Here is a 26,759-nt window from a genome sequence, read left to right as displayed (position 1 = left end):
GGGTGCCATGCCCACCCCCACCGACATCACCGAGCTGAGCTATGAGCAGGCGCGCGACGAGCTCGTGCAGGTCGTCGGCGAACTCGAGCAGGGGTCGGCGACACTCGAACAGTCGCTCGCGCTGTGGGAACGCGGCGAGGCACTCGCCGCGCGCTGCGAAGAGTGGCTGATCGGTGCGAAGGCGCGCCTCGACGCCGCCCGCGCCGGCTCCGCACGCTCGGCGTCCGACGACGACGCCGCCCGCTGATGGCGAGCAAGTCGCCGCGCGTGGTGGCCGAGCTCGGGCGGCCGGAGACGCCCGAAGAGACCGCAGCCCGCAAGGCCGAGAACTCGCTGAAGCACCGGCAGCGGCAGACCCTCAAGAACCTGCTGCTCGCCCTCGGCACGAGCCTCGTGCTGGTGCTCGTCATCGTGCTGCTCGTGCCGCGCAGCAATACGCCCATCGAGCCCGACGTCGACGTGGCATCCGTCGCCCAGCAGGCGCAGGTCGCGAGCGACGACCCGCTCGCGGTGCCCGAGCTGCCAGAGGGCTGGCGCCCCAACGCCGCAGAGTTGCGCACGAGCAAGGCCGACGACATCACCGCCTGGTACGTCGGCTACCTGACCCCTGGCGACGAGTTCATCGGCATGTACCAGGGGCTCGACGCGAACCCGACCTGGGCGGCCGGCCTGCTCGCCCGCACGCTCCCGGTCGGCACGGTCACGATCGACGGCGTCGAGTGGACCGTCTTCGACAATCGCGATTCGACCGACGACGTCGGCAACGCCAGATACGGACTCACCACCGAGGCGGGCGGCAGCACCTTCGTGCTGCTCGGCACCGCGACTCCCGAAGAATTCGCGACGCTCGCGTCGGCGCTCACGCCGACGATCGAGGCGCAGAACTGAGAGGTACGACCGTGACCACGCAGCCGATCGAACGTCCGCAGACTCCGGCCGAGACGTGGCGCGAGCTGCGGCGCGGCAATGAGCGCTTCATCGCGGGCAAGCCGCAGCACCCGCGGCAAGACGTCGACCGCCGTACCTCGCTCGCCCACTCGCAACGGCCGCTCGTCGCGATCTTCGGCTGCAGCGACTCGCGCCTGTCGGCCGAGATCATCTTCGACGTCGGCCTCGGCGACGCCTTCGTGGTGCGCAACGCCGGGCAGGTCATCTCGGGTTCGGTGCTCGGCTCCCTCGAGTACGCGGTCGGCGTGCTCGGCGTGCCGCTCATCCTCGTGCTCGGGCACGACGAGTGCGGCGCGGTGCGGGCCGCGATCGACTCGCAGGCATCCGATGCGCCGCAACTGCCCGCGCACATCGCCTCGCTCGTCGAGCGCATCGTGCCGGCCGTGCGCCGAGTCGCGGGCGGCGACCCAGAAGCCGCAATCGAGTCGGGCGACGTCGACGCGAGCTTCGTCGGTCGCGAGCATCTGCGAGACACCGTGGCCGAGCTCCTCGAGAGTTCCGAGATGATCAGCGACGCGATCGCAGCGGGTACGCTGGCTATCGTCGGCGCGAACTACCGGCTGTTCGAAGGTCGTGCCGAGACCGACATCGTCGTCGGTCGCATCTGACCGCCGCGCTGGCGGCATCTGCCGGGCGCGACCCGGCGACAACCGAAGGAGAACACACCGTGGTGAACGACGCCGCCGACTATCGCATCGAGCACGACACGATGGGCGAGGTGCGGGTGCCTGCGACGGCCCTCTACCGTGCGCAGACGCAGCGCGCCGTCGAGAATTTCCCGATCTCCGGTGCCGGGCTCGAGCCGCAGCAGATCCAGGCACTCGCGCGCATCAAGAAGGCCGCCGCGCAGGCCAACGCCCAGCTCGGCGTGCTCGACCCCGCCATCGCCAAGGCCATCGAAGACGCCGCCGACGAGGTCATCGCGGGCGTCCACAGCTACACCGAGCACTTCCCGGTCGACGTGTACCAGACCGGCTCCGGCACCTCGTCGAACATGAACATGAACGAGGTGCTCGCCACCATCGCCACGAGCAAGCTCGGCAGCCCGGTGCACCCCAACGACCACGTGAACGCGTCTCAGTCCTCCAACGACGTCTTCCCGACCTCGGTGCACATCGCCGTGACGGCGGCGCTCATCGACGAGCTCGTCCCCTCGCTCGATCACCTCGCCGTCGCCCTCGAGGCGAAGGCCGAGCTGTGGGCCGAGGTCGTCAAGGCCGGCCGCACCCACCTCATGGACGCGACGCCGGTCACCCTCGGCCAGGAGTTCGGCGGCTACGCCCGTCAGGTCCGTCTCGGCATCGAGCGCGTGCGCACCGCCCTCCCCCGCGTCGCCGAGGTGCCGCTCGGCGGCACCGCCGTGGGCACGGGCATCAACACCCCCGCCGGGTTCCCGCAGCTCGTGATCTCGCTGCTGCAGGCCGAGACCGAGCTGCCGATCACCGAGGCGGCCGACCACTTCGAGGCGCAGGCCAACCGCGACGGGCTCGTCGACGCGTCGGGCGCGCTGCGCACCATCGCCGTCAGCCTCACGAAGATCTCGAACGACCTGCGCTGGATGGGCTCCGGCCCGAACACCGGCCTCGGCGAGCTGCGCATCCCCGACCTGCAGCCGGGCTCCTCGATCATGCCGGGCAAGGTCAACCCGGTCGTGCCCGAGGCCGTGCTCATGGTCTGCGCCAGGGTCATCGGCAACGATGCGACGATCGCCTGGGCCGGCGCATCCGGTGCCTTCGAGCTCAACGTGCAGATCCCGGTCATGGGCACCGCGCTGCTCGAGTCGATTCGCCTGCTCTCCAACTCGGTGCGCGTGCTCGCCGACAAGACGATCGACGGCCTCGAGGCCGATGTCGAACGCGCGACCGCCCTCGCCGGTATGTCGCCGTCGATCGTGACCCCGCTCAACAAGCTCATCGGCTACGAGGCGGCAGCGAAGATCGCGAAGCACTCGGTGGCCGAGGGCATCACCGTGCGCGAAGCCGTCATCGACCTCGGCTACGTCGAGCGCGGCGACCTCACGCTCGAGCAGCTCGACACCGCGCTCGACCTGCTCTCGATGACGCGACCGCCGCAGGCGAAGTAAGTCACCGGCGCTCGGTCGGCGAGCCGCCCTGAAGCGCCCCTTCGCGTTGCGGAGGGGCGCTTCGCTGCAGTGAGCCGCGATGCGTCACCGCCCGTGCGCCCCGCTCGGCGCTCGAACCGCGTCGGTCGCGACGAAGTTGCAGATGTCGTCGACCGCGTCGACGAGCGCGGAGTAGTGCCGGTGCGCACCGGGAACCACGTCCTCGCCGTTGACGCTCCACACCGTCATGCCGGCCGCGATCCCGGCGGCAACCCCAGACGGCGAGTCCTCCACGACGAGACAGTCACGGGGCTCGACCCCGAGGCGACTGGCGGCGAGCAGGAACGGATCGGGTGCGGGCTTGCCCAACCGCGTTGCGGCATTGTCGATGACGACGACCGGCATCGGCAGCCCCAGCCTCCGGAATCTGGCGGCCACGCGATGCTCGGCATTCGAGGTGACGAGCGCCCATGCTCCCGGCTCGAGCGCGTCGAGCAGGGTCGCTGCCCCGGCGATCCGCGCGACGTCGCCGTGCACGGAATCGACGTCCTCCAGCCGATCGAAGGCGGCGACGAGGGGCCCAGGCGCGCGACCCGGCAGCAGTTCGACGACGGTGTCGACCGGTCGGGTGCGCAGCGCCGTCTCGTACACGACCGACGGATCCAGACCGAACTGCACGGCCCAGTCGTGCCAGATACGCCGCTGCCCGGCCAGGGCATCGATGAGGGTGCCATCCACGTCGAAGAGCACCGCACGCCTGATCGCCATGCGTTCAGCCTCGCAGCCTTCGAGGCACTCCGCGAATCGAAGCGCCGTTCAGGCGATGCGGCGGAACCGGTGCGCCTTCACCCGCTCGCCGACGACCTGCCACGGGTGCGGCTGGGCCTCGAGCAGTTCGGCGTGGAGTTCGGGAGCGACGTCGAAGTACTCGTAGATCGACCCGGACTCGAACTGCACGGTGAGCACCCGGCGCTCCCGGTCGTACGACACCGCACGAAGCGCCTCCGACGAGATCGGATGCAGTCGTCCCATGCACCCACGAAACCACTCCGCGAAGCTCTGCGGAACCCCTTACGCAGTGCCGCTCCGTTCGCCGCGCACCCCTCCTCGGGCGTAGCGTTGCCCCATGGACCACGGCGGCACCCCGATCACCACGCCCGACGAACTCGAGCAACTCGTCGGCACGCCGCTCCCAGCGGTACGCGACAAGTCCCGCACCCGGCTGCACGACCTCGATCGGCAGTGGCTCGCGGCATCCCCCCTCTGCTTCGTCTCGACGGCGGATGCCGCCGGCAACGCCGACGTCTCCCCGAAGGGCGACCCCGCGGGCTTCGCGATGGTGCTCGACGACACCACGATCGCGATCCCCGAGCGCCCGGGCAACCGCCGCGCCGACGGCTTCCACAACCTGCTCGTGAATCCTCACGTCGGGCTGCTCTTCGTGATCCCGGGCCGCGGCGACACACTGCGCATCAACGGCCGTGGCCGGCTGCTGCGCGACGCGCCCTACGCCGAGCAGATGACGGTACGCGGGCACCGACCGACGCTCGTGCTCGAGGTCGCGATCGACGAGATCTTCTCGCACTGCGCCAAGGCCTTCCTGCGCTCGAACACGTGGAAACCCGAGACCTGGGCCCCCGACGCGGCACCGCGGCGCGCCATCATCGCGAAGGCGCTCGAGCGACCGAACGACGCGCTCGAGGAACTCGACGACTACTACGGCCCCGCCTACGCGGCCAGAATCTACGGCTGAGCGGCGCCAGACCACGGGGCGCGACGCGGGCCCCGGTCGCCCAGGGCCCGCGTTCGCCACCGGCTGGCCGGCGGCAGCTCAGCTACGCCAGCTCATGCCCGTCGAGCATCTCGGAGACGAGAGCCGCGATCGCCGATCGCTCCGAGCGGGTGAGCGTGATGTGGGCGAAGAGCGGATGCCCCTTCAGCGTCTCGATCACGCTCGCGACGCCGTCGTGCCGACCGACCCGCAGGTTGTCGCGCTGCGCCACGTCGTGAGTGAGCACGACCCGCGAGTTCTGGCCGATGCGCGAGAGCACCGTGAGCAGCACGTTGCGCTCGAGCGACTGCGCCTCGTCGACGATCACGAAAGCGTCGTGCAGCGACCGGCCACGGATGTGGGTGAGCGGCAGCACCTCGAGGATGCCGCGATCGATGACCTCTTCGAGCACGTTGTCGGAGACGACCGAGCCGAGCGTGTCGAACACCGCCTGGCCCCACGGGTTCATCTTCTCGCCCTGGTCGCCGGGCAGGTAGCCGAGCTCCTGTCCCCCGACGGCATAGAGCGGTCGGAACACCATGATCTTCTTGTGCTGCTGGCGTTCGAGCACCGCCTCGAGGCCGGCGCACAGCGCGAGCGCGGACTTACCGGTGCCAGCCCGGCCGCCGAGCGAGAGGATGCCGATCTCGGGGTCGAGCAGCAGGTCGATCGCGAGGCGCTGCTCGGCCGACCGCCCGTGCAGGCCGAAGACCTCGCGGTCGCCGCGCACGAGCCGCACGTCGCGGTCGCCCACGACCCGGCCGAGCGCCGAGCCGCGATCGGAGTGGATGACGAGCCCGGTGTTGATCGGCTGTCCGAGATCCTTCGGCATCGTGAGGTGCTCGTGCTCGTAGAGCTTCGCCATGTCGTTCGAGCCGAGGTCGAGCTCGTCCATGCCGGTCCAGCCCGAGTCGATCGCGAGTTCGTGCCGGTACTCCTGCGCGTCGAGTCCGATCGACGCGGCCTTCACGCGCAGCGGCAGGTCTTTGGAGACCACCGTCACGGCGAGGCCGTCGTTCGAGAGGTTCAACGCGCACGCGAGGATGCGGGAGTCGTTGTCGGACAGGCGCAGGCCCGACGGCAGCACGCTCTGGTCGGTGTGGTTCAGTTCGACGCGAAGCGAGCCGCCGTCGCCGACGGTGATCGGAAAGTCGAGCCGTTCATGCTCGACGCGCAGCTCATCGAGGATGCGCAGCGCCTGACGGGCGAAGTAGCCGATCTCGGGATCATTCCGCTTGGCCTCGAGCTCCGTGATCACGATGACGGGCAGCACGACCGCATGCTCGTCGAACCGGAACAGGGCCTTCGGATCCGACAGCAGCACCGAGGTGTCGAGCACGTAGGTGCGCTCCTGCTGTGCGGTTGCGGCATTCGCCGCGAGATCGGTCGACTTGGAGGTAGAGAGTGACACGCCAGCTCCCGCCCCGAGCTTCAGCTCGGTAGTTCCGCGCCGGCGGTGATCCTCCCACGAGCGGTTCACGAGCCGACTCGATCGGACTCCTTGCCCGATGCCTCAGACGCTACGACGCCGCCGACCAAACCGCTCGCGCGACACGCCATGCGACACGCGCCGTTCACCCGAGAGGGCTCCTCGTCGCCCCACCGAACGCGTCAGTACGACGCCGCGGTGCCGTACGACACGAACGCGGCCCGCAGCATGTCGAGCGTCTCGTCGGAGGTCGCCGCATGCACCGAGAGCCGAATGCGGCCCTGCCTGGTCGTCGCCGTGACGCCGTGGTTGTGCAGCGAAGCGGTCAGCAGGGTCACCTGCTCGGCGGGCGGCTCGAGCACGGCGATGCCGGCGCGCTCGCGCTCGTCTCGCGAGGAGACGACGGCGATCGCGAACTCGTCGGCGAGCTCGATGGCCCGACTGACCCGTTCGGCGATTGCTGCGTTGATCGCGGCGACACCCGTCTGCGCGATCTCTTCGAGGCTCGCGGCGAACCGGGCCTCGGCGATCGGGTCGGGGTTCGACACCCGGAACGCACGGGCGTCGGGTGCGGGCGGCGGCACTTCGCCCCAGGGCTCTGCCTCTTCGGTGCCGCTGAAGCCCGAGAACACCGGGGTCAGTTGCTCGAGCGCGCGCGCCGACAGGGCCATGAACCCGGTGCCCCAGCCCGCCCGGCACCACTTCTGCCCGCCCGTCAGCACGACATCGGCGGCCTCCCATGGCGCATCGACCACTCCGAAGCCCTGAATCGCGTCGACGATGAGCAACCGATCTCCGATGACCTGTCTGATGCCCTCGATGTCGCACAGGTAGCCCGTTCGGGAGTCGACGAGGCTCACCGCCACTGCGGCGACGTTGGATTCGAGCTGGTCGCGAATCTGCCCCGGGGTCACCTTGCCGTGGTCGGTCTCGAGCCAGACCGGCTGCACGGTGTGCAGCGCCTCTTGAGCGCGCACCGCTGCGATCGGCAGGCTCGGGAACTCTTCGGCCGCGAGCAGCACGCCGCCCGTGAGGCCGAACATGGCGTGCATGATGCCCGTGGTCGTGTTCGGCTGGAAGACGATCTGATCGGCGGCGAAGCCGGTGACCGCCGAGGCCGCGGCACGCAGGCGCCCGTCTTGCGCACCGAACTCGTCGAGGCTGCCGTGCCGGGCGCGCTGCAGCACTTGCGTGAACACCAGCGCCTCTTCGGCCGCCGCGGTCGACAGTGGGCCCACCCGGCCGTAGTCGAGGTAGCCGGGCTCTTCGGTGAACCCGGCGGTGAAATCGTCGATGGTCACGTGTTCGTGCCCCCTTCTCCGAGGCATAGTCTGTCAGACCGCGGGTCACCCGCCGAAGCGCCGGTGACGCTTCGCATAGTCGCGCAGAGCCCGCAGGAAGTCGACCTTGCGCAGATCGGGGCCGAGCGCCTCGACGAAGTAGAACTCGCTGTGCGCGGCCTGCCAGAGCATGAAGTCGCTGAGCCGTTGCTCGCCAGAGGTGCGGATCACGAGGTCGGGGTCGGGCTGCCCGCCCGTGTAGAGGTGCTGCCCGATGAGGTCGGGGGTCAGCCGTTCGGCGAGGTCTTCGAGGCTGCGGCCCTCGGCGTGATGCGCGGCCACGATCGAGCGCATCGCGTCGGTGATCTCCTTGCGCCCGCCGTAGCCGACGGCCAGGTTCACGTGCAGCCCGTGCTTGTCGGCGGTTCGATGCTCTGCGGCGTCGAGGGCGGCGACGAGCGGCTCGGGCAGACCGGCATCCGACCCGACGTGCTGCACCCGCCAGTTGCGGTAGTGCGAGAGCTCTTCGGCGAGCTCGGCGATGATCTCGATGAGGTCGGCGAGCTCGGCGCTCGGGCGATTGCCGAGGTTGTCGCTCGAGAGCAGGTAGAGCGTGACCGTCGAGATGCCGGCATCGTCGCACCACTCGAGGAACTCGCGCATCTTCGCGGCACCGGCGCGGTGGCCGTGCGCCGCCGTGTCGTAGCCGAGCTGCTTCGCCCAGCGCCGGTTGCCGTCGATGATCATCGCGACATGGCGCGGCAGGGCCGCCGGGTCGAGGCTTCGTCTGAGCCGGTTCTGGTAGAGGCGGTAGAGGATGCCGCGACCGAGGGGCTCGTCGCTCGTCTGCACGGCACTACGCTACCCCTCCGCGGCATCCGCCACTCACCGCCGGCCCGGCCGGCGGCGCGGATACGCTGGAGGCATGACCTCGAAGCGCCGGCGCGACTCGCGCGATGCCGCCGAAGAACTCTCCCGTCCGATCGCAGCGAACGATCCGGGCGACACCGCGGTCTCACGTGCGGAGCACGGCTCCGACCTGCCGAACATCCCGTTCCTCGACGACTCACTCGCCCAGGCGGACGTCAAGCCGACGTGGCGCGGCTGGATCCACGCGGTCACCTTCCCACTGACGATCGTCGCGGGCGTCCTGCTCATCATGCTCGCCCAGGGAGCCCCGGCGAAATGGGCGTCGGCGGTGTTCGTGCTCTCGTCGATGCTGCTGTTCGGCAACTCGGCGCTCTATCACCGCTTCGACTGGAAGCCGAAGACGAAGCTCGTGCTCAAGCGCATCGACCACGCGAACATCTTCCTCCTGATCGCCGGCACGTACACACCGCTCGCGATCCTCGCGCTGCCGCCCGACAAGGGCTGGCTGCTGCTCGGCGTGGTCTGGGCTGGAGCCCTCCTCGGCATCGGCTTCCGCGTGTTCTGGATCGGCGCTCCGCGCTGGTTGTACGTGCCGCTCTACCTGCTTCTCGGCTGGGCTGCGGTGATGTACCTCGGCGACCTGCTCGAGGCGAACGCGGCGATGATGGTGCTCGTGATCGTCGGCGGCCTGCTCTACACCGTCGGCGCCGTCGCCTACGCGCTCAAGAAGCCCAACCCATGGCCGGGCGTGTTCGGCTTCCACGAGATCTTCCACGCCTGCACCGTGCTCGCGTTCATGTGCCACTGGACGGCCACGCTGCTGATCGCCGTCGCCCCGGCCTACCACCTCGGCTGAGCGGCCGGTCAGCCGCGCCGCGGCCTGCGGTCAGCGGGCGGGCGGCTCGTCGCCCTCGGTCGGCACGTCGCCCGCGGCATCCGTCGCCTGGCCGTCGGCCTCGCCGATCTCGGCATCTCGCACGTCGGCCTCGAGCTGCTCGGCCTCGAGCTGCTCGGCCTCGAGCTGCTCGGCCTCGAGCTGCTCGGCCTCGAGCTGCTCGCGCACCTCGGCGCGGTAGTTGACCCTGCGGATGCGCCGGACCATGTCGATCACGAGCAGCACGACGATGAGCATCACCACGAAGGTGAGCACGAAGCCCCAGATGCCAGGAGTCACGGTGTTCGGGTCGAACTCCTCGTCTTCTGCCAAGAGGGTCAGAGCGGGCACGACGAGCATCGGATTCCATTCACGGGGCGGGTTAGGCTGGATTCAAGCCTAGACGATCGAGATCGAAGGAGCCGTGCCCGTGGCAGAGCCCGAGACCGACGCGCTCGCCGCGCGCTACGGGCGAACCCGCACGAATCGCGGCCGCGATCGACTGCTGCTCATCGTCGGTGCGGTGGCATTCGCGATCGTGCTCGTCGCGTGGGTCGTCTGGGCGGGCCTCGACGGCCAGAAGCCGCAGGTCGAGGTCACCGACACCGGCCATCAGCTGATCAACGAGGAGCGCGCGGTCGAGGTCAGGTGGAACCTCTCGGTCCCGCCCGGCAACGACACCGCCTGCATCGTGCAGGCGCTCAATGAAGACTTCACCGTCGTGGGCTGGAAGGTCGTCGACGTGCCGGCCTCCACACGGCACATCCGCAGCCTCACCGAGACGGTGCGGGTCGCTCAAGAGGCCAACACGGGTTTGATTTACCGCTGCTGGCTCACCTAACATGGAACATTCGCTCCGACATTCGTCGGGGCGACACGTCTATACGGCGTGCAGCTGACACTGTGCGTACCCGGTCGACGGGTACCCAGACACGGGAGTGTGCATCATGGCGCAGGACGCCACCGTCACCTGGCTCACCCAGGAGGCCTACGACCGCCTCGCGGCGGAGCTCGAGCACCTCTCCACCCACGGCCGCGAAGAGATCGCCAAGCGGATCGAGTCGGCCCGTGAGGAGGGCGACCTCAAGGAGAACGGCGGGTACCACGCCGCCAAAGACGAGCAGGGCAAGCAGGAGGCCCGCATCCGCCAGCTCAAGGAGTTGCTGCGCAACTCCGAGGTCGGCGAAGCGCCCCAGTCGTCGGGCGTCGTCGAGACCGGCACCGTCATCACCGCCGTCATCGCGGGCGACGAAGAGACCTTCCTCATCGGCAGCCGTGAGATCGCCGGCGACTCCGAGCTCGACGTCTGGAGCGAGCAGAGCCCGCTCGGCGCAGCCATCCTCGGCTTGAAGATCGGCGAGAAGACGAGCTACATCGCGCCCAACGGCCGCGAGATCCCGGTCGAGATCACGGGCGTCGCCACCTGGGGCGGCGAGTAGCGAGCGCTACTCGTTGTAGACGACCGGCTCGTAGCCGGCGCGGCGCAGCACCTCGACGACCTCTTCGCGGTGCTCTGGGCCCCGAGTCTCGACCGAGAGCTTCAGCTCGACCTCCGAGATCTGCAGGCCCGAGCCGTGCCGGGTGTGCAGCACCTCGATGACGTTGGCGTTGGCCTCGGCCAGCAGCTCCGAGATGCGGGCCAGCTGGCCTGGGCGGTCGGGCAGTCCGATGCCGAGCGTGAGATAGCGATCGGATGCCGCGAGCCCGTGCGCGATCACCCGCTGCATGAGCAGCGGGTCGATGTTGCCGCCCGAGAGCAGCGCGACCACGGGGCCCTCCGACTTGACCTGACCCGTCATGATCGCCGCCACCGAGACCGCGCCGGCTGGTTCGACCACGAGCTTGGCGCGCTCGAGCAGCACGAGCAGCGCCCGGGCGATGTCGTCTTCGGTCACGGTCACGATCTCGTCGATCGTGTCGCGGATGATCTCGAAGTTCAGCTCGCCGGGGCGGTAGACGGCGATGCCGTCGGCGATCGTCGGCACCACGGGCACGTGCTGGGGCGAGCCCGCAGCGAGCGACGCCACGTAGGGCGCCGCGTTCTCGGCCTGCACGCCGACGATGCGGATCGTGCGGCCGAGCTCGGCGGCACGCTGCTTGGCCGCGCTGGCGATGCCGGCGGCCAGGCCGCCCCCGCCGATCGGCACGACGATGGTCGCCACCTCGGGCGTCTGCTCGAGGATCTCGAGTCCGAGCGTGCCCTGACCGGCGATCACGTCGGGGTGGTCGAACGGGGGGATGATCACGGCGCCGGTCTCAGCGGCGAAGGCGGCGGCGGCCTCGAGCGTCTCGCCGACGGAGTCGCCGCGCAGCACGACGTCGGCTCCGTAGGCCTTCGTCGCCTCGAGCTTCGGCAGCGCAACGCCGACGGGCATGAAGATCGTCGCCCGGATGCCGAGTTCGCGTGCCGCGAAGGCCACCCCCTGGGCGTGGTTGCCGGCCGAGGCAGCGACGACGCCCCGCGCCCGCTCGGCCTCGGTCAGCGCCGCGATGCGGTGGTACGCCCCGCGAAGCTTGTAGGAGCCGGTGCGCTGCAGGTTCTCGCACTTCAGATGCACCGGCACCCCGAGCCGTTCAGCGAGGAACCGCGACGACTCCATCGGGGTCTGGCGGGCCACCGCGGCGACAACGACTCGCGCGCGTTCGAAATCGGCCAGCCCCGGGCCGGGAATCACGGTCGTCAACTCGTTCATTCTCCTCGTTTGTAGCCAGGGCGCTGCGGCACGGTGCGCCAGAGCGGCGACCGTGCTGCGGTGGCGGGCGGGCCGGAATCGTTCTTCCAGGCCCCGCTTGCGACCGAGAGGATCATGACGTTGAGCACCGCTGCGACGGGCACGGCGAAGAGCGCGCCCGGGATCCCGGCGAGGAGCGAGCCGGTCGCCACCGCGACCACCACGCCGAGCGGGTGCACCTTGACCGCAGTACCCATGATGAGCGGCTGCAGCACATGCCCCTCGACCTGCTGCACGAGCAGCACGATGCCGAGCATGATCAGGGCGATCACGGGGCCGTTGTAGATGAGCGCGACGAAGACGGCGAGCGCCCCGGTCGCCACGGCACCGACGATGGGGATGAAGGAGCCGAGGAAGACGAGGATCGCGATGGGCACGGCGAGCGGCACGCCGAGGAAGAACGCGCCGAGGCCGATGCCGATGGCGTCGATCGTCGCGACGAGGATCTGCACCTTCACGAAGTTCTGCAGCGTGGCCCAGCCGGCCTTGCCTGCGCCGTCGATGGCGGCGCGACCGCGGCGGGGGAAGATGCCGACGATCCAGTTCCAGATGCCGCGACCGTCGATGAGGATGAAGAGCGTCGCGAACAAGGCCAGCAGCAGGCCGGCGAGGAAGTGCCCGAACGAGCTGGTCAGTGAGAGGGCGCCGCTCAGGAGCACGCTCGAATCCTGCTGAATCGACGTGATGATCTGATCGACCCAGTCGTTCAGCTGCGCTTCGGTGATGTGGAACGGCCCCTCGAGCAGCCACTCGCGGAATCTGTCCCACGACACGAGCGATTGCGCCACGAGCTCGTCTCGGCCGCGCACGATCTGCGAGATGCCGAGGGCGAGCAACCCACCGACGACGACGAGCGCCGACAGCATGGCCACGGTCACCGCGGCCCACTTCGGCCAGCGGTGGTGCTGCAGGAACCCGGAGAACGGCACCAGCAGGGCGCCGATCAGCACGGCCACGAAGATCGGGATGACGATCAGCCGCAACTGGATGATGAGGAAGACCACGACCGCGAGCACACCGCCGATGAGCAGCAATCGCCACGACCAGCCGGCCGCGAGCCGCACCCCGAACGGGATGCTCTGCCCGACCTCGCCCGCATCGTCTTGACGCGGCTGCTCAGGCGCCGGAGCATCCGCCGCACGCCTCGACAGTCGGCCCCGTATGCGCCCCCTGGAGTCCGTCATCGCTCCAGTCTAGGCGGGGCGTATGAACCGATCGGCATGGCTTGCGGATGCCGCGCCCCCATGGCACTCTGCGGTGTCGGCGGTCGCCGCTATGGTCGATCTCATCATGGTCGACGTCGTCAGCCCAGCCCTCGCCCGCCGCATCGCGCTCGCGGCCCAGGGCTTCGCCCGCCCGCTTCCCGACGCCCCCGGCACTCGTGCGGTCAACGGGGTGATCGATCGGCTCGGGCTGTTGCAGATCGACTCGGTCAACGTGTTCGAGCGCAGCCACTACCTGCCCGCATTCAGCCGGGTCGGGGCCTACGACCGTGGCGCACTCGATCGCATCACGACCGGTCGGCGGGGCCGCATGGTCGAGTACTGGGCGCATCAGGCGGCGTACATTCCACGCGAGCTGTGGCCGCTCTTCGAGTTCCGGCGCGCGGAGTACCGCGCAAAGGGCAGCGATTGGGGCGGCTGGGTCACCGAGAACCGCACGCTCGCCGACTGGCTCCGTGCCGAGCTCGCCGCGAACGGCCCGATGCGCGCGAGCGAGATCGAGCACGACTCCAACGAACGCCGCGGCCCATGGTGGGGCTGGTCCGACGTGAAGCGCACGCTCGAGATGATGTTCCGCACCGGCGAGGTCGTGTGCGTCGAACGCCGCCGCTTCGAGCGGGTCTACGCCCTGCCCGAGCAGGCGCTGACCGCTGAGTTGCTGGGCACCCCGCCCGCCGAAACCGACGCTGTGCGCGAGCTCGTCGCGCTCGCGGCATCCGCTCAGGGCATCGCCACCGAGGCCGACCTCGCCGACTACTGGCGCATGAAGCGGCAGCCGGTGCGCCGGGCGATCACCGAGCTCGAAGACGCGGGCGTGCTGCTGCCGGTCGAGGTGCCGGGCTGGGTCACCGGCTCGCGCCAGACCCCTGCCTGGCTGCATCGCGATGCCAAGCGGCCGCGCCGCATCGAAGCCGCCGCGGTGCTGTCGCCGTTCGACCCGGTCGTGTGGTTCCGCCCGCGCACCGAGCGGCTCTTCGACTTCCACTACCGCATCGAGATCTACACGCCCGAGCCCGACCGCAAGTTCGGCTACTACTCGCTCCCGGTGCTGATCGACGACCGCGTCGTGGGCCGCGTCGACCTGAAGAGCGATCGCCAGGCCGGGGTGCTTCGCGTGCAGTCGGCCTGGAGCGAGCCGGGCGCGCCGGCAGAGACGGCGGCACGACTCGTGCCGGTGCTGCAGCGGGCCGCGGCATGGCAGGGGCTCGGCGAGGTCACGGTCACGGGTCGCGGCGACCTCTCCCCCGCGCTCGCAGCCGAGTTGCGCGCGGCTGCCGCCTGAGCGCTACCGGTCTCGATTGACGCGACGCGTTAGAACGCGCCGCCCATCTGCTCGAGGCGCTTGACTCGCTCGGCGATCGGCGGGTGGGTGGCGAACAGCTTGTCCATGACGCCGGGCCTCAGGGGGTCAGCGATCCAGAGGTGGGCCATCGACGAGTTCTGCCGCTTCATCGGCCGCCCGTAGGCCTCGAGCTTCTCGAGGGCGCTGGCGAGAGCGTCGGGGTGGCGAGTGGTCATCGCACCCGTCGCGTCGGCGAGGTACTCGCGCTGGCGCGAGACCGCGAGTTGCACGAGGCTCGCGACGAGCGGCGCGATGAGCATGGCCACGAGCCCGAAGATCATGACGACCGGGTTGCCGTTGTTGTTGCCGCGCCCGAAGAAGGCCATGCGCACGAGCATGTCCGAGATGAAGCCGACGGCGACGACGAGGCCGAAGACCACCATCGAGAGCCGGATGTCGTAGTTGCGCACGTGCCCCAGCTCGTGGGCCATGACGCCCTCGAGCTCGGCGTCGTCCATGATCTCGAGCAGCCCCGTCGTCGCGGCCACGACGGCGTGCTCGGGGTCGCGCCCCGTGGCGAAGGCGTTCGGCGCGGGGTCGGAGATCACGAAGACCCGCGGCATCGGCGTGCCGGTCGTGATCGACAGGTTCTCGACGGTACGCCAGAGCCGAGGGTGGTCGGCCTTGGACTGCAGCTCGACGGCACCCGACATCGAGAGCGCCTGGCGGTCGGCGGTGAAGTACTGGAACAGCGCGTAGGCGCTCGCGATCACGAGCGTCACGATCACGATCGTGATGTCGCCGTAGACGTATGCCGCCAGCCACCCCAGCCCGCCGATGATGGCGAGGAAGAACAGCACGATGAAGACGGTGTTGCGTTTGTTCTTGGCGATCGCGCGGTACAACGCCGGGCCTTAGAACTGCACGCGCGGCGGCTCTGCGATGGCCGCAGGCTCGGTGACCTCGAAGAAGTCGCGCTCGTTGAAGCCGAGGCTGCGCACGAAGAGGGTGTTCGGGAAGACCTTGATCTTCGTGTTGAGCTCGCGCACGCCGCCGTTGTAGAACCGGCGCGACGCCTGGATCTTGTCTTCGGTGTCGACGAGCTCTGACTGCAGCTGCAGGAAGTTCTGGCTGGCCTGCAGCTGCGGGTACGCCTCGGCCACCGCGAAGATCGACTTCAGCGCCTGCTGCATGTGGTTCTCGGCTGCGCCGGCCTCGGCGGGGCCCTGCGCCGACAGCGTCTCGGCACGCGCTTGCGTGACCGATTCGAACACGGACTTCTCGTGCGCTGCGTAGCCCTTGACCGCCTCGATGAGGTTCGGAATCAGGTCGGCGCGACGCTTCAGCTGCACCGTGATGTCGCTCCATGCCTCGTCGACTCGCACGTTCAGCGTGACGAGGGAGTTGTACGTGGCCCAGAGGTAGATGCCGATGATCACCACGAGCGCAACGACGATGATGACGGGGATGAGCCATTCCATGGCACGGACTCCTAAGCGCTCTGGGCTTGATTGCTGTGTGCATTCCATCCTACTGAGGGCCCCACTGGCGGCCCGTGCTTCCCATGAGACTCGGAGGAACCCGAGAGCCGCATCCGGGCATAGGCTCAGCCTGTGACGGAGCACTCGGAACCCCGACGTCGAGGCCGGCCCCGCGGTGCGAAGGCCGGTGACACCCGCACCCGCATTCTCGAGGCGGCGACGGCCGAGTTCGGCGAGCACGGCTACGAGGCGGCATCGCTGCGCGCGATCGCCCGCCGGGCCGGTGTCGACCCCGCCCTCATCCACCACTACTTCGACGGCAAGCAGGCGCTCGTCGCCGAGGTGGTGAAGGTGCCGCTGCGCCCCGATCGGGTCGTGCGCGACGCACTCGACGCTCCCGTCGACGAGCTCGGCGCGCGGCTCGTGCGAGCGGTGCTGACCGCGTGGGACTCGGGGGCGGTTCGCCCCGCTGCGGTCGCGGCGCTGCGCTCGGCGATCGGCCAGGGGCCCGTCGCCCGCATGCTCCGGGAGTTCCTTCGGCGCGAGATCATGCATCGCATCGCGGCGACGCTGGGCGATGCCGACGACGCCGAGCTGCGCGCCGAGCTCGCCGCCTCGCAGCTCGTCGGGGTCATCATGGTGCGCTACGTGCTCGAGTTCGAGCCGATCGCCTCGGTCGGCGTCGACGAGCTCGTGCGCCGCGTCGGCCCCGCGGTGCAGTGGCACCTGACCGGGCGGTTCGGATCGCTTGACAGCGATGCGCCATCGGCGCACAATTCGTCACATGGTGAATAACTCGGATGCCGCACCCGGCGCCGCCGTCATCGTCGAGAACCTCACGGTCGTGCGGGGCGGCACGCCCGTGCTCGACCAGCTCTCGCTCGCGGTCCCCCGCGGTCGCATCGTCGGCCTCCTCGGCCCGAGCGGCAGCGGCAAGACCACGCTCATGCGGGCGATCGTCGGAGTGCAGGTGGTGAAGTCGGGCACGATCGAGGTGCTCGGCCTGCCGGCCGGCAGCCGCGCCCTTCGCACGCGCATGGGCTACGTCACGCAGCAGGCGAGCGTCTACGACGACCTCACCGTGCGCCAGAACCTCGCCTACTTCCGGCGCATCGTCGGCGCACCGGCATCCGACGTCGACCGGGTCATCGAACGCACCGACCTCGACACCGTCGCGGGCCGGCTCGCCGGCTCCCTGTCGGGTGGCCAGCGCAGCCGGGTGTCGCTCGCGGCCGCACTGCTCGGCGCACCCGAGGTGCTCGTGCTCGACGAGCCCACCGTCGGACTCGATCCGGTGCTCAGGGTCGAGCTCTGGGGGCTCTTCCGCAGCCTCGCCGACGACGGCGCCACCCTGCTCATCTCGAGCCATGTGATGGACGAGGCCAAGCGCTGCGATCGGCTGCTGCTGATGCGCGACGGCCGGCTCCTCGCCGACGACTCGGTGCGCGGCGTGCTCGAGGTCACCGGCACCGATGACGTCGAGCAGGCGTTCCTGCGCCTCATCGAACGCGGCGAACCCGATCTTCGCTCGACGAACGAGACGGAGGCGCAGCGATGACGCCCATGCGCACGCTCGCGACCGCCGGTCGCGTGCTCACCCAGATCCGGCACGACCCGCGAACCGTCGGCCTGCTGCTCGTGGTGCCGAGTCTGCTCATCGGCCTCGTGGCGTGGATCTTCACCGACACCGACGTCTTCTCCGACATCGGGCCGGCGATGATCGCGCTCTTCCCGTTCATCGTGATGTTCCTCGTGACGAGCATCTCGACCCTGCGCGAGCGCCGCAGCGGCACCCTCGAGCGATTGCTCTCGATGCCGATGGGCAAGGGCGACTTCATCCTGGGCTACGCCCTCGCGTTCGGCCTGCTCGCGATCTTCCAGACGGCGATCGCCGTCTCCTTCGCGGTGTGGGTCTGCGGGCTCGAGATCGAGGGATCTCTCTGGCTGCTCTTCGCCGTCGCGGTGGCCGACGCGCTCCTCGGCACCGCCCTCGGCCTGCTCGCGAGCGCCTTCGCCCGCTCGGAGTTCCAGGTCGTGCAGTTCATGCCGGTGCTGGTCTTCCCGCAGATTCTGCTGGGCGGCATCTTCATTCCGCGCGATCAGCTGCCCGAGGCGCTCGAGATCGTCAGCGAATGGCTGCCGCTGAGCTTCGCCATCGACGCGTTGCAGGCGGTGGCCGGCGACACCGAGAGCACCGAGTGGATCGTGGCCAAGCTGCTCGTGATCGCTGCGTGGATCGTCGGTTCCATCGTGCTCGGCTCGATCACCCTGCGTCGTCGCACCCCGTAGCAAATGGTCGGGCGGATGCCACGCGGCATCCGCCCCTCGTTCACGCCCCGAGCACGCGCTCGAGGTACGGGTTGCCGAAGCGGCGTTCGGGGTCGAGCTCGTTGCGCACCCGCACGAAGTCGTCGAAGCGCGGGTAGACCTCGCGCAACGACGCCGCATCGCGGGTGTGCATCTTGCCCCAGTGCGGCCGGCCGCCGTGCTCGCGCATGATCGCCTCGACCGCCGTGAAGTACTCGGCGGGGTCTTCACGGAAGTAGCGATGCACGGCGAGGTAGCCGCTGTCGCGGCCGTAGGCCGTCGAGAGCCAGTTGTCATCGGATGCCGCGGCGCGCACCTCGATCGGAAAGCTGATGCGCCAGCCCTTCCGCTCGATGAGCGAGCGCACCTCGCGCACGGCGTCGGGCACCGCCGCGAGGGGCACGGCGTACTCCATCTCACGGAAACGAACGGTGCGGTTCGTCACGAACACCTTCGGCGAGAAGTCGGCGAAATCGCGGTCGCCGGTGAGCTTCTCGACCTGGCGAGCGAACGCGGGAACCACGCCGGGCGCGATGCGGCCGACCGCGCAGACCCCGCGGTAGAGGCCGTTGGCGAGCAGTTCGTCGTCGACCCATCGCGAGACGCGGCCGAGCGGGCGACGCGGTGCGTCACCGGGCAGCCGGGTGTTCGTCTTCGTGAGCGCGGCCTCGGTGTGCGGGAACCAGTAGAACTCGAAGTGGTCGCTGGCCCGCACGAGCTCGGGCCAGCCGTCGAGCACCTCGCCGAGAGGGGCCGGCTTCTCGACGGCGTGCAGCACGAAGCGGGGCACGAGCTGCAGCGTGACCTCGACGAGCACGCCGAGCGCGCCGAGTCCGAGTCGCACGGCGGGCAGCAGCTCGGGGCGCTCCGACTCGCTCACCGCGATGAGTTCGCCCGTGCCGCTCACCAGCTTCGCGGCGACGATCTGCGTCGCGAGCCCGCCGAAGCCGAGCCCGGTGCCGTGGGTTCCGGTCGAGGTCGCGCCGGCGATCGTCTGCCGGTCGATGTCGCCCATGTTCGGCAGTGCGAGCCCGTAGGGCGCGAGCAGTGCCGGCAGCTCGTGCAGCCGGGTGCCGGCGCCGAGCGTGACCCGCCCGGTCGCGATGTCGGCGTCGACGATGCCCGAGAGATCGGCGAGATCGAGCTGCACGCCAGGTGCCACCGCGATGCCGGTGAAGCTGTGACCGGCGCCGACGGCCTTGATGCGCAGGCCCGATGCCGCAGCGGCGGCGACCGCGCGTTGCACCGCCCCGCTCGTCGCCGGGCGCTCGACGCGCAGCGGTCGAACCGACTCCGTGCGCGCCCAGTTGCGCCACGTCGCTCCCGTCGCCGTCACAGGAACGCCTTGCCCTCTCCTCGGTAGCTCGGAAGCATCTCGACCACTTCACCGGCCTCGACGACGGCGAACTCGTTCAGGTGCTCGGCGAGCTCTCCCGACTTCGTGTGCCGGAACCAGACCCGATCACCTGCGGTGAGACCGCGAGCGGATGCCCCGTGCACGGGCGTCTGCACCTCGCCGGCCATCTCGCGCGGCTCCATGACGAGCCCCTCGGGCCAGACGATCCTCGGCAGGCGGTCGGCGGCCGGCGGTCCTGAGGCGATCCAGCCGCCGCCGAGGATGGTCGCGTGGTCGTGGCTCGGGCGGCGCACGACGTCGAGCGCGAAGGCCGCGGCCGGCGCAGGCGTGAAGTGCTGGTAGCCGTCGAAGAGGTGCCCGCCGAAGATGCCGGAGCCCGCGGCGATCTCGGTCACCGAGGCATCCGCTGCCGTGACCTCGAGCGAGCCCGTGCCGCCGCCGTTCACGAACTCGAGGTCGGCGACGGCGCGCACGGCGGCGACGGCTCGAGCACGGCGCTCGAGCAGTTCGGGCATCGAGCGCGACTGCATCCACCGGTTCACGGCGCCGTCGACCGGGCGGCCGGCCGGCCGGTTGACGACGCCGGCGATCTGCGCCTCGTACGACATGATGCCGACGAGCTCGAAGCCGGGCCGGTTCACGATGTACGCGGCGAGCGCTGCCGCGTCGTCGGGTGAGTGCACGGGCGAGCGGCGTACGCCGAGGTGGCCGAGCAGCGGTGCGTTCCACGACGCGTCGAGTTCGACGCAGACCCTGATCGTCTCGCGACGGCTCGGCGGCAGCACCGCATCGATGAGGTCGAGCTGCGCCGAGGAGTCGACCATCACGGTGATGCGCGCGGCGAAATCGGGGTCGCTCGCGAGCCGGCGGATCGCCCCGCGCTCGGCGGTGGGGTAGCCCACCACGATGTCGTCGATGGTGTCGGCGAGCCAGAGCGCCTCGGCGAGCGTGTACGCGAGCACGCCGCGATAGCCCGGCATCTCGAGCAGCGCCTCGACGACGCCGCGCACGCGGAGCGACTTCGAGGCCACGCGGATCGGGGTGCCGTTCGCCCTGCGCTGCATGTCGAGCGCGTTGTGGCGCAGCGCACCGAGGTGCAGTGCTCCGACGGGGGCGTCGAGGTGGGCGGTCGCGGCGGTCAGGCCGGGCCAGTACCGCTCGGGGCGGCGCCACTCCGCGGCATCCGTCGCCGGAACACCGGTCATGCGAAGGTCGAGCGTCATCAGCGGACACCTCTCACGCGGGCGACGGCGAACGCGCCGGCGAACGAGAACGCCGCGCCGAGCAGGAAGACAAGCATGAAGGATCCCGAGACCACGACCGCGGCCGCACCGATCATGGGCGCGACGGCCTGTGGCACGGCCGAGGCGATGTTCATGATGCCGAGGTCTTTGCCGCGCGAGGCCGCGTCGGGCAGCACCTGGGTCGCGAGCGCCTGGTCGACGGAGAGGAAGCAGCCGTACCCCAGCCCGAGGAGGCCGGCGGCGACCATCGCGACCGTGAGGTCGGGGAAGAGGGCGAGCAGCAGGGCCGCGACGCCCTGCAGAGCCGAGGCGAAGAACACGAACATCTTGCGGCGGCCGAGCTTGTCGGAGAGCTTGCCGAGCACGAGCGAGGCGGCGATCACGAACACCATGTAGATGAGGGTGAGCACGATGAGGTTGTCTTCGGCGTGCGCGTCGTTCAGCTGGAACATCAGGAAGTAGAGCAGCAGGCTCGTGCCGAGCGCGTTGCCGACCGAGACGAGCACCCGGCTGAGCAGCGTCCAGCCGAAGTCGGGGTGCTTGCGCGGGCTGATCCAGAAGCCCGCGACGATGCCCTTGGCGGTGACCCTGCTGCGGTCGGCGATCGCGAGCGGCTGGTCGGCGCGGGTGAGGAACGGGATCGCGAGCACGAGGAGGATCACCGCGAGCAGCAGGTACCCGAGGGAGGTGTCGGTCACGAGCTCGGTGACGAGCACGAGCCCGACGATGATGCCGATCGCCTGCGGCGCCGACATCCAGCCCGAGACGAAGCCGCGCTGGTTGACGGGCACCTGGTCGGAGATCGTCGCGGTGAGGGCGGCGGTCATGATGCAGAAGCCCACGGATGCCGCGACCCACGTCGCCCCGATCGCCCAGATCTCGGTCTGCAGGCCGAGCGAGACGAGCGAGAGGGCGAAAACGACGGCGCCGATCGCGATCCAGGGTCGGCGGCGTCCGAAGCGCGACGTGGTTCGGTCGGAGAGCGCACCCGTCAGCGGGTAGGCGATGATCGTCGCGATCGCCGCGATGCCCGAGATCGCACCGAAGGCGACCACGCTGTCGACCCAGTTGTCGGGCCGCAGCTGCGCGTCGATCTGGGCGGGCAGCAGCAGTTGCACGGGCGTGAGCTGGGCCATCCAGATGCCGAGCCAGACGGTCGCGAACGAGGCGATCCAGCCGGCGGAGACCCGCCGCACGGGCTCGCCGAGCGCCGTCACCGTGGCCGGCGGCGCGGGTTGGGGAGGCTGCGCTGCGTCGAGGTCCGTCATCGGGGGCTCGTCATCGGGGGTCGGCCATTCTCGAGAGGGCGTCGGCGGCCGCGTGCGCGACCGCCCGGGCGTCGTCGTCGTCGCGGGCGACGAGCCAGGTGAGGGTGAGGCCGTCGGTGAAGGCGATGAGCACGCGCGCGACCTGCTCGACGGGCGTGCGCCAGACGACGCCGGTCAGCTCTGCGGCAGCCGCGAGCGAGCGGGCAGCCAACTCGGCGTACCTCGCGTACTGCGCCACGGCGAGCGGATGCCGGTCGGGCGAACGCAGCGCGTACTGCGTGAGCTCGAGCATCGCCTGCTCGTGCTCGGGGTCGGCGCGCAGATGATCGAAGTAGCGCAGGAGGCCCGCCTCGAGCATCTCGCGCAGGTCGTGGCCGTCGAGCTCATCGGGCAGCACGGCCTGCTGTTCGCGGGCCACCACGGTCGTGATGAGCTCGTCGATGAGCTCGTCACGAGAGTCGAAGGCGTAGTGGAAGCTCGCGAGCGACATGCCCGCCTCGGCGACGATTGCACGCGTGGTCGCTTGCGCGATGCCGCGCCTCGACACCACGCGCAGTGCGGCCTCGACGAGCGCGGCTCGGCGCTCCGCGGCGGGGATGCGGGCCATGCGAACCCCTCTCGACAGCACCGACGACGAAGTGGGACGACTGTCCCAGTCGCATCAGTATGCACGAAAACCGTTACGCTCGCAGCATGCGCCTCGGAGTCCTCGACGTCGGTTCCAACACGGTGCATCTGCTGGTGGTCGAGGCGCATCCTGGCGCCCGCCCCATCCCCACCGCATCGCACAAGTCGGTGCTGCGGCTCATGCGCTACCTCGAGCCCGACGGCTCGATCAACACCGAGGGCGTCACCGCGATCCTCACGGCGGTCGGCGGCGCGGCATCCGCTGCTCGCGAGGCCGGCATCGAAGAACTGCTGGCCTTCGCCACCTCTGCCATTCGCGAGGCCGCGAACGGCGAAGCGGTGCTCGACCTCGTCGAGCGCGACACGGGCGTGCGGCTGCAGGTGCTCTCGGGCGACGACGAGTCGCGGCTCACCTATCTCGCCGTGCGGCGCTGGTACGGCTGGTCGGCCGGCCGCCTGTTGCTCTTCGACATCGGCGGCGGCTCGCTCGAGATCGCGCAGGGCATCGACGAGGTGCCGGATGTCGCGCGCTCGCTCCCCCTCGGCGCCGGGCGCTCGACGATCTCGTTCCTGCCCGACGACCCGCCCTCGGCCGAACAGGTCGCGCGGCTCCGCGCCCACGCACGCGCGGTGCTCGCCGAGGCGGTCGGGCCGTTCCGGGCGCTGCCGTCGCCCGACCACGTGGTGGGCTCGTCGAAGACCATCCGATCGCTCGCGCGGCTCGCGGGCACGGTCGAAGACGGGTTCGGCGACTCCGAGCGCAGCATCCTCACTCGCGAGGGGCTCGACGACTGGACTCCCCGCCTCGCGCGCATTCCGGCCGACGCGCGGCCTGCGCTGCCCGGCATCACGGCCGACCGCACCTTCCAGATCGTCGCGGGCGCCGTCGTGCTCTCCGAGGCGATGCGCGCCTTCGGCGTCGACGAGCTCGAGGTCTCACCATGGGCGCTCCGTGAAGGGCTCATCCTGCGCCGCCTCGACAGGCTCGGCTGAGGTCGGTCCGAACCGAAGGCCTTGGTTCGACGCTCTCGCGCTTCCCCTCCGAAAGCCGGTTGACGGCGTGTCAGCCGCGAGGATCGTGAACGCTGCCGAGGAAGAGCACGGCGCCGGTCTCGCGGTCGCTGACGGTGAATGCGAACGGCCGGTCGACCCGGAATGGCGGCGGTCCTGCGGACTGCGCCATCAACCCGCCCGTGACCGCCGCGGCCTCGGTGCCCTTCTCGTCGACTTGGATATAAGTCTTCTGCACGACGGTGTCGAGGAACGGGTTGGCTGGCGACATCGGAGTGAAGTCGCCGCCGCTGAAAGCAGACACCATCCCGAGCGATTGCAGAACCTCTTTGAGGCTCGCGTCCCACTCGAGTTCAAAGCGTGGGAGTGCGATCTCAGAGAGGGTGGTCGTCTCGAGGCCGTCGACCGCATTCCCCCAGACCTCGGCGTCGAGGTCGTCGAGAAGGTCGTCGAGCGCCACGTCCTCGTCGGGCAGCAACACCTCCATACCGAAGCGCTCGTCGTCACCGTAGGGAAGGCGGAGCATCTGGAAGCCATCACCGAATGAGGTCTCCCCCTCGGCGTCGATGCGATGCATGGTGGGCACCCCCACCTCGTCGCCGCCGGCCAGGGCGAATGGCGCGTCCCGAGTGTCGCTCTCGTCGAATGCGGTGGTCCAGGCACCCGCGAAATACACAGTATTGAGCAGCACGAGCATCGCCTGCGAATCGGGCAGGCCGAGATCCGCGGCGATCTCATCGATCAGCCCCTGAGTGCGTTCGTCGACCCAGTCGTCGATAGCGTCGGCGGCATCCTGCGAGCCGAGGTCGACCTCATCGAGCGTCGCCCCGTATGTGGCTTGCACGAACGAGACATAGTCGTCCTCGAACGGATAGCCTTCGGCCGCCCACAGCGAGTTCGCGATCGTCAACGTGACGTCATCGGTACCGACCAGATCGGCGAGCAGAGCCGCATACCGTCCGTCTCGCGGGCCATCGAGACCCAGAAGGTCGACCATCTCCTCGGCGTTGTCCCCGCCGGCACCGGCGGCGACCATCGCCAGCAGCACCGATGCCGACAATGGCGAGGTGACGGTGTTGTCGCCATCCTCTGCGACGGCGGTGTGCAGATCGAAGCCGAAGGCGTTGACCCCGTTAGCCGCCGCAGCGGCGTCCTCGGCCGACAGGCTGCCCGCGAGATCGGCGCTCAGAGTGGTATCTCCCGCGCCGCCGCCCGGCTGGCCAACAACCCCGCCACAGGCGGTGAGGACGAGCGCGACTGCCACAACGAGTCCGGCCCGCAGCGCCCGCCTGTGTCGAGATACGCGGAACGCTCCGGTAGCCGGGACATCTTGGGTCATACACCGATTGTGTCTGGTAATCGGTGATTCTTGCAGTGGCAGCACGGCCGCCAGTTCGATGCCCTGACCTCCACGTGAGCACGCGGATCTGGTGAAAAGAAGAACAGTGCTCCCGCTGGGACTCGAACCCAGACTGAGGCGATTTTAAGTCGCCTGCCTCTGCCGATTGGGCTACGGGAGCGCGGCGCCGCCCCGAAGGGCGACGCCGCGTCACAGCATAGTCAGGGCGGTCGCTACTTGGCGGCGACCGTCTCCTTCTTGGGAGCCTTGCTCGCCTTCGCGGCGGGCTCGGCGGCCTGGGCCGGCGCCTCGACGGCCGGCGGCTTCAGGCGAGCCGCGAAGAGCTCGAACTGGGCACGCGGCTGCTGCACGGCACTCAGCGACACGATGTCGCGGCCGAGCCAGAAGTTGTTCCACCAGCCCCAGAACACCCGGAACTTGCGCTCGAAGCTCGGGATCGCCAGACCGTGGTAGCCGCGGTGCGCGAACCAGGCGATGAGGCCCGTCAGCGCGATCTTGCCCGACTGGAAGACACCCGAGCCGACGCCGAGACCCGCGACCGCGCCCATGTTCTTGTGGAAGTACTGCTTGGGCTCTTCGCCACGCAGCACTGCGACGATGTTCTTCGCGAGCAGCTTGCCCTGGCGCACGGCGTGCTGGGCGTTCGGCACGCAGTAGCCGCCGACGCCGCCGCCCGTGAGGTCGGGCACCGCGGCGATGTCGCCGGCAGCCCAGGCATCGACGACGAAGTCCTCGTCGTCGCCGACGCGCAGGTCGGCGCGGGTCTTGATGCGGCCGCGCTCTTCGACGGGCAGGTCGCTCGAACGCACAATGGCGGGATTCGCCATGACGCCGGCGGTCCAGACGATGAGGTCGGTCTCGAAGCTCTCGCCCGTCGACAGCTCGATGACGCCGTCGACGGCGCTCGTGAGCTGCGTGTCGAGGTGGATCTCGGCGCCGCGCTGGGCGAGGTGCTTGATGACCCAGTGGCTCGTGGGCAGCGACACCTCGGGCATGATGCGGCCCATGGCCTCGATGAGGTGGAAGTGTGTCTCGTCGAACGTGAGCTGCGGGTAGTACTCGAGCAGCGAGCTCGCGAACGAGCGCAGCTCGGCGAACACCTCGATGCCGGCGAAGCCGCCACCGACGACGACGAAGGTGAGCAGGCGCTCGCGCTCGGGGCCGGGAGGCAGGTTCGAGGCCTTGTCGAAGTTCGTGAGCACGCGATCGCGGATCGCGACGGCCTCTTCGATCGACTTGAGCCCGATCGCGTTGTCGGCGATGCCGGGGATCGGGAAGGTGCGCGAGACCGCGCCGCCCGTGACGACGACGACGTCGTAGTCGAACTGCCACGGCTCACCGAGCTCGGGCGTGATCGTCGCGGTCTTGTTCGCGTGATCGATGCCGGTGACCTTCGCGGTCACCACGTTGGTCTTCTTCAGGTGCCGACGCTGCGCGACGACGGAGTGGCGCGGTTCGATCGAGCCGGCCGCGACCTCGGGCAGGAACGGCTGGTACGTCATGTAGGGCAGCGGGTCGACGATCGTGACCTCAGCCTCGCCCGGGCGCAGCCACTTCTCGAGCTTCCACGCCGTGTAGAACCCCGCATAGCCACCGCCGACGATGAGAATCTTGGGCACGGTGAATGGACTCC

At 69.7% G+C, this 26,759-nt stretch carries 29 protein-coding genes and 1 tRNA gene; 13 read left to right on the top strand and 17 right to left on the bottom strand.

What is annotated here, in order from left to right; all coding sequences use genetic code 11:
* Positions 1-7 precede the first annotated feature (7 nt).
* The 4 genes from H521_RS0117045 (at position 8) to H521_RS0117030 (ending at position 3,031) form a co-directional block, all read left to right on the top strand.
* On the top strand, positions 8-247 hold the full coding sequence (locus H521_RS0117045) for an exodeoxyribonuclease VII small subunit (protein ID WP_425393598.1): 240 nt from the start codon (positions 8-10) through the stop codon (positions 245-247).
* A complete protein-coding gene (locus H521_RS0117040) occupies positions 247-888 on the top strand; it encodes a DUF4245 domain-containing protein (RefSeq protein ID WP_022894226.1) in 642 nt (213 codons plus the stop codon). Before H521_RS0117045 ends, H521_RS0117040 begins: the two co-directional genes overlap by 1 nt.
* A gap of 11 nt (positions 889-899) precedes the next feature.
* Positions 900-1,556 (top strand): carbonic anhydrase, encoded by a 657-nt coding sequence (locus H521_RS0117035; protein ID WP_022894225.1) that lies wholly within the window; start codon positions 900-902, stop codon positions 1,554-1,556.
* 62 nt (positions 1,557-1,618) lie between these two features.
* A complete protein-coding gene (locus H521_RS0117030; protein ID WP_026482420.1) occupies positions 1,619-3,031 on the top strand; it encodes a class II fumarate hydratase in 1,413 nt (470 codons plus the stop codon).
* Positions 3,032-3,115: 84 nt separating this feature from the next.
* On the opposite strand, the gene H521_RS24015 is transcribed toward H521_RS0117030, so the two are convergent.
* Both H521_RS24015 and H521_RS24010 read right to left on the bottom strand, forming a co-directional pair.
* The gene (locus H521_RS24015; RefSeq protein WP_022894224.1) at positions 3,116-3,778 is read right to left on the bottom strand and encodes an HAD-IA family hydrolase; all 663 of its coding nucleotides are present in this window, start codon (positions 3,776-3,778) and stop codon (positions 3,116-3,118) included.
* A 48-nt stretch (positions 3,779-3,826) separates the two neighbouring features.
* Entirely contained in the window at positions 3,827-4,042 is a 216-nt protein-coding gene (locus H521_RS24010) for a KTSC domain-containing protein (protein ID WP_022894223.1), read from the bottom strand.
* A 94-nt stretch (positions 4,043-4,136) separates the two neighbouring features.
* Between H521_RS24010 and H521_RS0117015 the strand changes: the two genes are divergently transcribed.
* The gene (locus tag H521_RS0117015) at positions 4,137-4,763 is read left to right on the top strand and encodes a pyridoxamine 5'-phosphate oxidase family protein (protein ID WP_022894222.1); all 627 of its coding nucleotides are present in this window, start codon (positions 4,137-4,139) and stop codon (positions 4,761-4,763) included.
* Between the two features lie 82 nt (positions 4,764-4,845).
* Here H521_RS0117015 and phoH2 read toward each other — a convergent pair whose 3' ends face one another.
* The 3 genes from phoH2 to H521_RS0117000 all read right to left on the bottom strand — a co-directional run bounded on the left by phoH2 (position 4,846) and on the right by H521_RS0117000 (position 8,342).
* The gene (gene phoH2 / locus H521_RS0117010) at positions 4,846-6,192 is read right to left on the bottom strand and encodes an RNA 5'-3' helicase PhoH2 (protein WP_022894221.1); all 1,347 of its coding nucleotides are present in this window, start codon (positions 6,190-6,192) and stop codon (positions 4,846-4,848) included.
* Between the two features lie 200 nt (positions 6,193-6,392).
* Entirely contained in the window at positions 6,393-7,511 is a 1,119-nt protein-coding gene (locus H521_RS0117005) for an aminotransferase class V-fold PLP-dependent enzyme (RefSeq protein WP_022894220.1), read from the bottom strand.
* Positions 7,512-7,556: 45 nt separating this feature from the next.
* Positions 7,557-8,342, bottom strand: a complete 786-nt coding sequence (locus H521_RS0117000) for an isoprenyl transferase (protein ID WP_022894219.1) — start codon at positions 8,340-8,342, stop codon at positions 7,557-7,559.
* Positions 8,343-8,415: 73 nt separating this feature from the next.
* Here H521_RS0117000 and trhA point away from each other — a divergent pair, with 73 nt between their 5' ends.
* Positions 8,416-9,216 (top strand): PAQR family membrane homeostasis protein TrhA, encoded by an 801-nt coding sequence (gene trhA / locus H521_RS0116995; protein WP_022894218.1) that lies wholly within the window; start codon positions 8,416-8,418, stop codon positions 9,214-9,216.
* A 30-nt stretch (positions 9,217-9,246) separates the two neighbouring features.
* Here trhA and H521_RS24005 read toward each other — a convergent pair whose 3' ends face one another.
* On the bottom strand, positions 9,247-9,585 hold the full coding sequence (locus tag H521_RS24005; protein WP_156891510.1) for a hypothetical protein: 339 nt from the start codon (positions 9,583-9,585) through the stop codon (positions 9,247-9,249).
* Between the two features lie 79 nt (positions 9,586-9,664).
* On the opposite strand from H521_RS24005, the gene H521_RS0116985 reads away from it, so the two are divergent.
* Both H521_RS0116985 and greA read left to right on the top strand, forming a co-directional pair.
* Entirely contained in the window at positions 9,665-10,075 is a 411-nt protein-coding gene (locus H521_RS0116985) for a DUF4307 domain-containing protein (RefSeq protein WP_022894216.1), read from the top strand.
* 106 nt (positions 10,076-10,181) lie between these two features.
* Complete coding sequence (gene greA / locus H521_RS0116980; RefSeq protein WP_022894215.1) at positions 10,182-10,673, top strand: transcription elongation factor GreA; 492 nt, start codon at positions 10,182-10,184, stop codon at positions 10,671-10,673.
* 6 nt (positions 10,674-10,679) lie between these two features.
* Here greA and ilvA read toward each other — a convergent pair whose 3' ends face one another.
* Both ilvA and H521_RS24000 read right to left on the bottom strand, forming a co-directional pair.
* Complete coding sequence (gene ilvA / locus H521_RS0116975; RefSeq protein ID WP_022894214.1) at positions 10,680-11,927, bottom strand: threonine ammonia-lyase; 1,248 nt, start codon at positions 11,925-11,927, stop codon at positions 10,680-10,682.
* The gene (locus H521_RS24000) at positions 11,924-13,150 is read right to left on the bottom strand and encodes an AI-2E family transporter (protein ID WP_022894213.1); all 1,227 of its coding nucleotides are present in this window, start codon (positions 13,148-13,150) and stop codon (positions 11,924-11,926) included. The genes ilvA and H521_RS24000 overlap by 4 nt, the downstream gene beginning before the upstream one ends.
* A gap of 106 nt (positions 13,151-13,256) precedes the next feature.
* Between H521_RS24000 and H521_RS0116965 the strand changes: the two genes are divergently transcribed.
* Entirely contained in the window at positions 13,257-14,471 is a 1,215-nt protein-coding gene (locus tag H521_RS0116965; protein ID WP_026482416.1) for a winged helix-turn-helix domain-containing protein, read from the top strand.
* A gap of 29 nt (positions 14,472-14,500) precedes the next feature.
* Here the strand turns inward: H521_RS0116965 and H521_RS0116960 are convergent, their stop codons facing one another.
* A complete protein-coding gene (locus H521_RS0116960) occupies positions 14,501-15,376 on the bottom strand; it encodes a M48 family metalloprotease (protein ID WP_022894211.1) in 876 nt (291 codons plus the stop codon).
* Positions 15,377-15,385: 9 nt separating this feature from the next.
* On the bottom strand, positions 15,386-15,952 hold the full coding sequence (locus H521_RS0116955) for a LemA family protein (RefSeq protein WP_022894210.1): 567 nt from the start codon (positions 15,950-15,952) through the stop codon (positions 15,386-15,388).
* 132 nt (positions 15,953-16,084) lie between these two features.
* Here H521_RS0116955 and H521_RS23995 point away from each other — a divergent pair, with 132 nt between their 5' ends.
* Genes H521_RS23995 through H521_RS0116940 form a run of 3 tightly spaced genes read left to right on the top strand, consistent with a single transcriptional unit; the run spans position 16,085 to position 18,241 of the window.
* Positions 16,085-16,747 carry a TetR/AcrR family transcriptional regulator gene (locus tag H521_RS23995; protein WP_022894209.1) on the top strand — a complete coding sequence of 221 codons (663 nt, stop codon included), beginning with the start codon at positions 16,085-16,087 and terminating at the stop codon, positions 16,745-16,747.
* The gene (locus tag H521_RS23990; RefSeq protein WP_022894208.1) at positions 16,737-17,510 is read left to right on the top strand and encodes an ABC transporter ATP-binding protein; all 774 of its coding nucleotides are present in this window, start codon (positions 16,737-16,739) and stop codon (positions 17,508-17,510) included. Before H521_RS23995 ends, H521_RS23990 begins: the two co-directional genes overlap by 11 nt.
* A complete protein-coding gene (locus H521_RS0116940; protein ID WP_026482415.1) occupies positions 17,507-18,241 on the top strand; it encodes an ABC transporter permease in 735 nt (244 codons plus the stop codon). Before H521_RS23990 ends, H521_RS0116940 begins: the two co-directional genes overlap by 4 nt.
* A 40-nt stretch (positions 18,242-18,281) precedes the next feature.
* Here the strand turns inward: H521_RS0116940 and H521_RS0116935 are convergent, their stop codons facing one another.
* The 4 genes from H521_RS0116935 to H521_RS23985 are packed head-to-tail and all read right to left on the bottom strand — an operon-like array spanning position 18,282 to position 22,735.
* Positions 18,282-19,595, bottom strand: coding sequence for a D-arabinono-1,4-lactone oxidase (locus H521_RS0116935; protein WP_022894207.1), 1,314 nt, complete (start codon positions 19,593-19,595; stop codon positions 18,282-18,284).
* Positions 19,592-20,839 (bottom strand): alanine racemase, encoded by a 1,248-nt coding sequence (locus tag H521_RS0116930; protein WP_022894206.1) that lies wholly within the window; start codon positions 20,837-20,839, stop codon positions 19,592-19,594. The genes H521_RS0116935 and H521_RS0116930 overlap by 4 nt, the downstream gene beginning before the upstream one ends.
* Positions 20,839-22,128, bottom strand: coding sequence for an MFS transporter (locus H521_RS0116925; protein WP_022894205.1), 1,290 nt, complete (start codon positions 22,126-22,128; stop codon positions 20,839-20,841). Before H521_RS0116925 ends, H521_RS0116930 begins: the two co-directional genes overlap by 1 nt.
* Before the next feature lie 10 nt (positions 22,129-22,138).
* Positions 22,139-22,735, bottom strand: coding sequence for a TetR/AcrR family transcriptional regulator (locus H521_RS23985; protein ID WP_022894204.1), 597 nt, complete (start codon positions 22,733-22,735; stop codon positions 22,139-22,141).
* 86 nt (positions 22,736-22,821) lie between these two features.
* On the opposite strand from H521_RS23985, the gene H521_RS0116915 reads away from it, so the two are divergent.
* Positions 22,822-23,748 carry a Ppx/GppA phosphatase family protein gene (locus tag H521_RS0116915; protein WP_022894203.1) on the top strand — a complete coding sequence of 309 codons (927 nt, stop codon included), beginning with the start codon at positions 22,822-22,824 and terminating at the stop codon, positions 23,746-23,748.
* A 70-nt stretch (positions 23,749-23,818) separates the two neighbouring features.
* Here the strand turns inward: H521_RS0116915 and H521_RS0116910 are convergent, their stop codons facing one another.
* The 3 genes from H521_RS0116910 to H521_RS0116900 all read right to left on the bottom strand — a co-directional run bounded on the left by H521_RS0116910 (position 23,819) and on the right by H521_RS0116900 (position 26,745).
* A complete protein-coding gene (locus tag H521_RS0116910; protein ID WP_084512555.1) occupies positions 23,819-25,105 on the bottom strand; it encodes a serpin family protein in 1,287 nt (428 codons plus the stop codon).
* Positions 25,106-25,212: 107 nt separating this feature from the next.
* Positions 25,213-25,286 (bottom strand) — tRNA-Leu (locus tag H521_RS0116905).
* Between the two features lie 52 nt (positions 25,287-25,338).
* Positions 25,339-26,745 carry an NAD(P)/FAD-dependent oxidoreductase gene (locus H521_RS0116900; RefSeq protein ID WP_022894201.1) on the bottom strand — a complete coding sequence of 469 codons (1,407 nt, stop codon included), beginning with the start codon at positions 26,743-26,745 and terminating at the stop codon, positions 25,339-25,341.
* Positions 26,746-26,759 lie beyond the last annotated feature (14 nt).

It is taken from the genome of Agromyces subbeticus DSM 16689 (genome assembly GCF_000421565.1).
Taxonomy (GTDB): domain Bacteria; phylum Actinomycetota; class Actinomycetes; order Actinomycetales; family Microbacteriaceae; genus Agromyces; species Agromyces subbeticus.
This window is presented reverse-complemented; position numbering and strand designations above follow the sequence as displayed.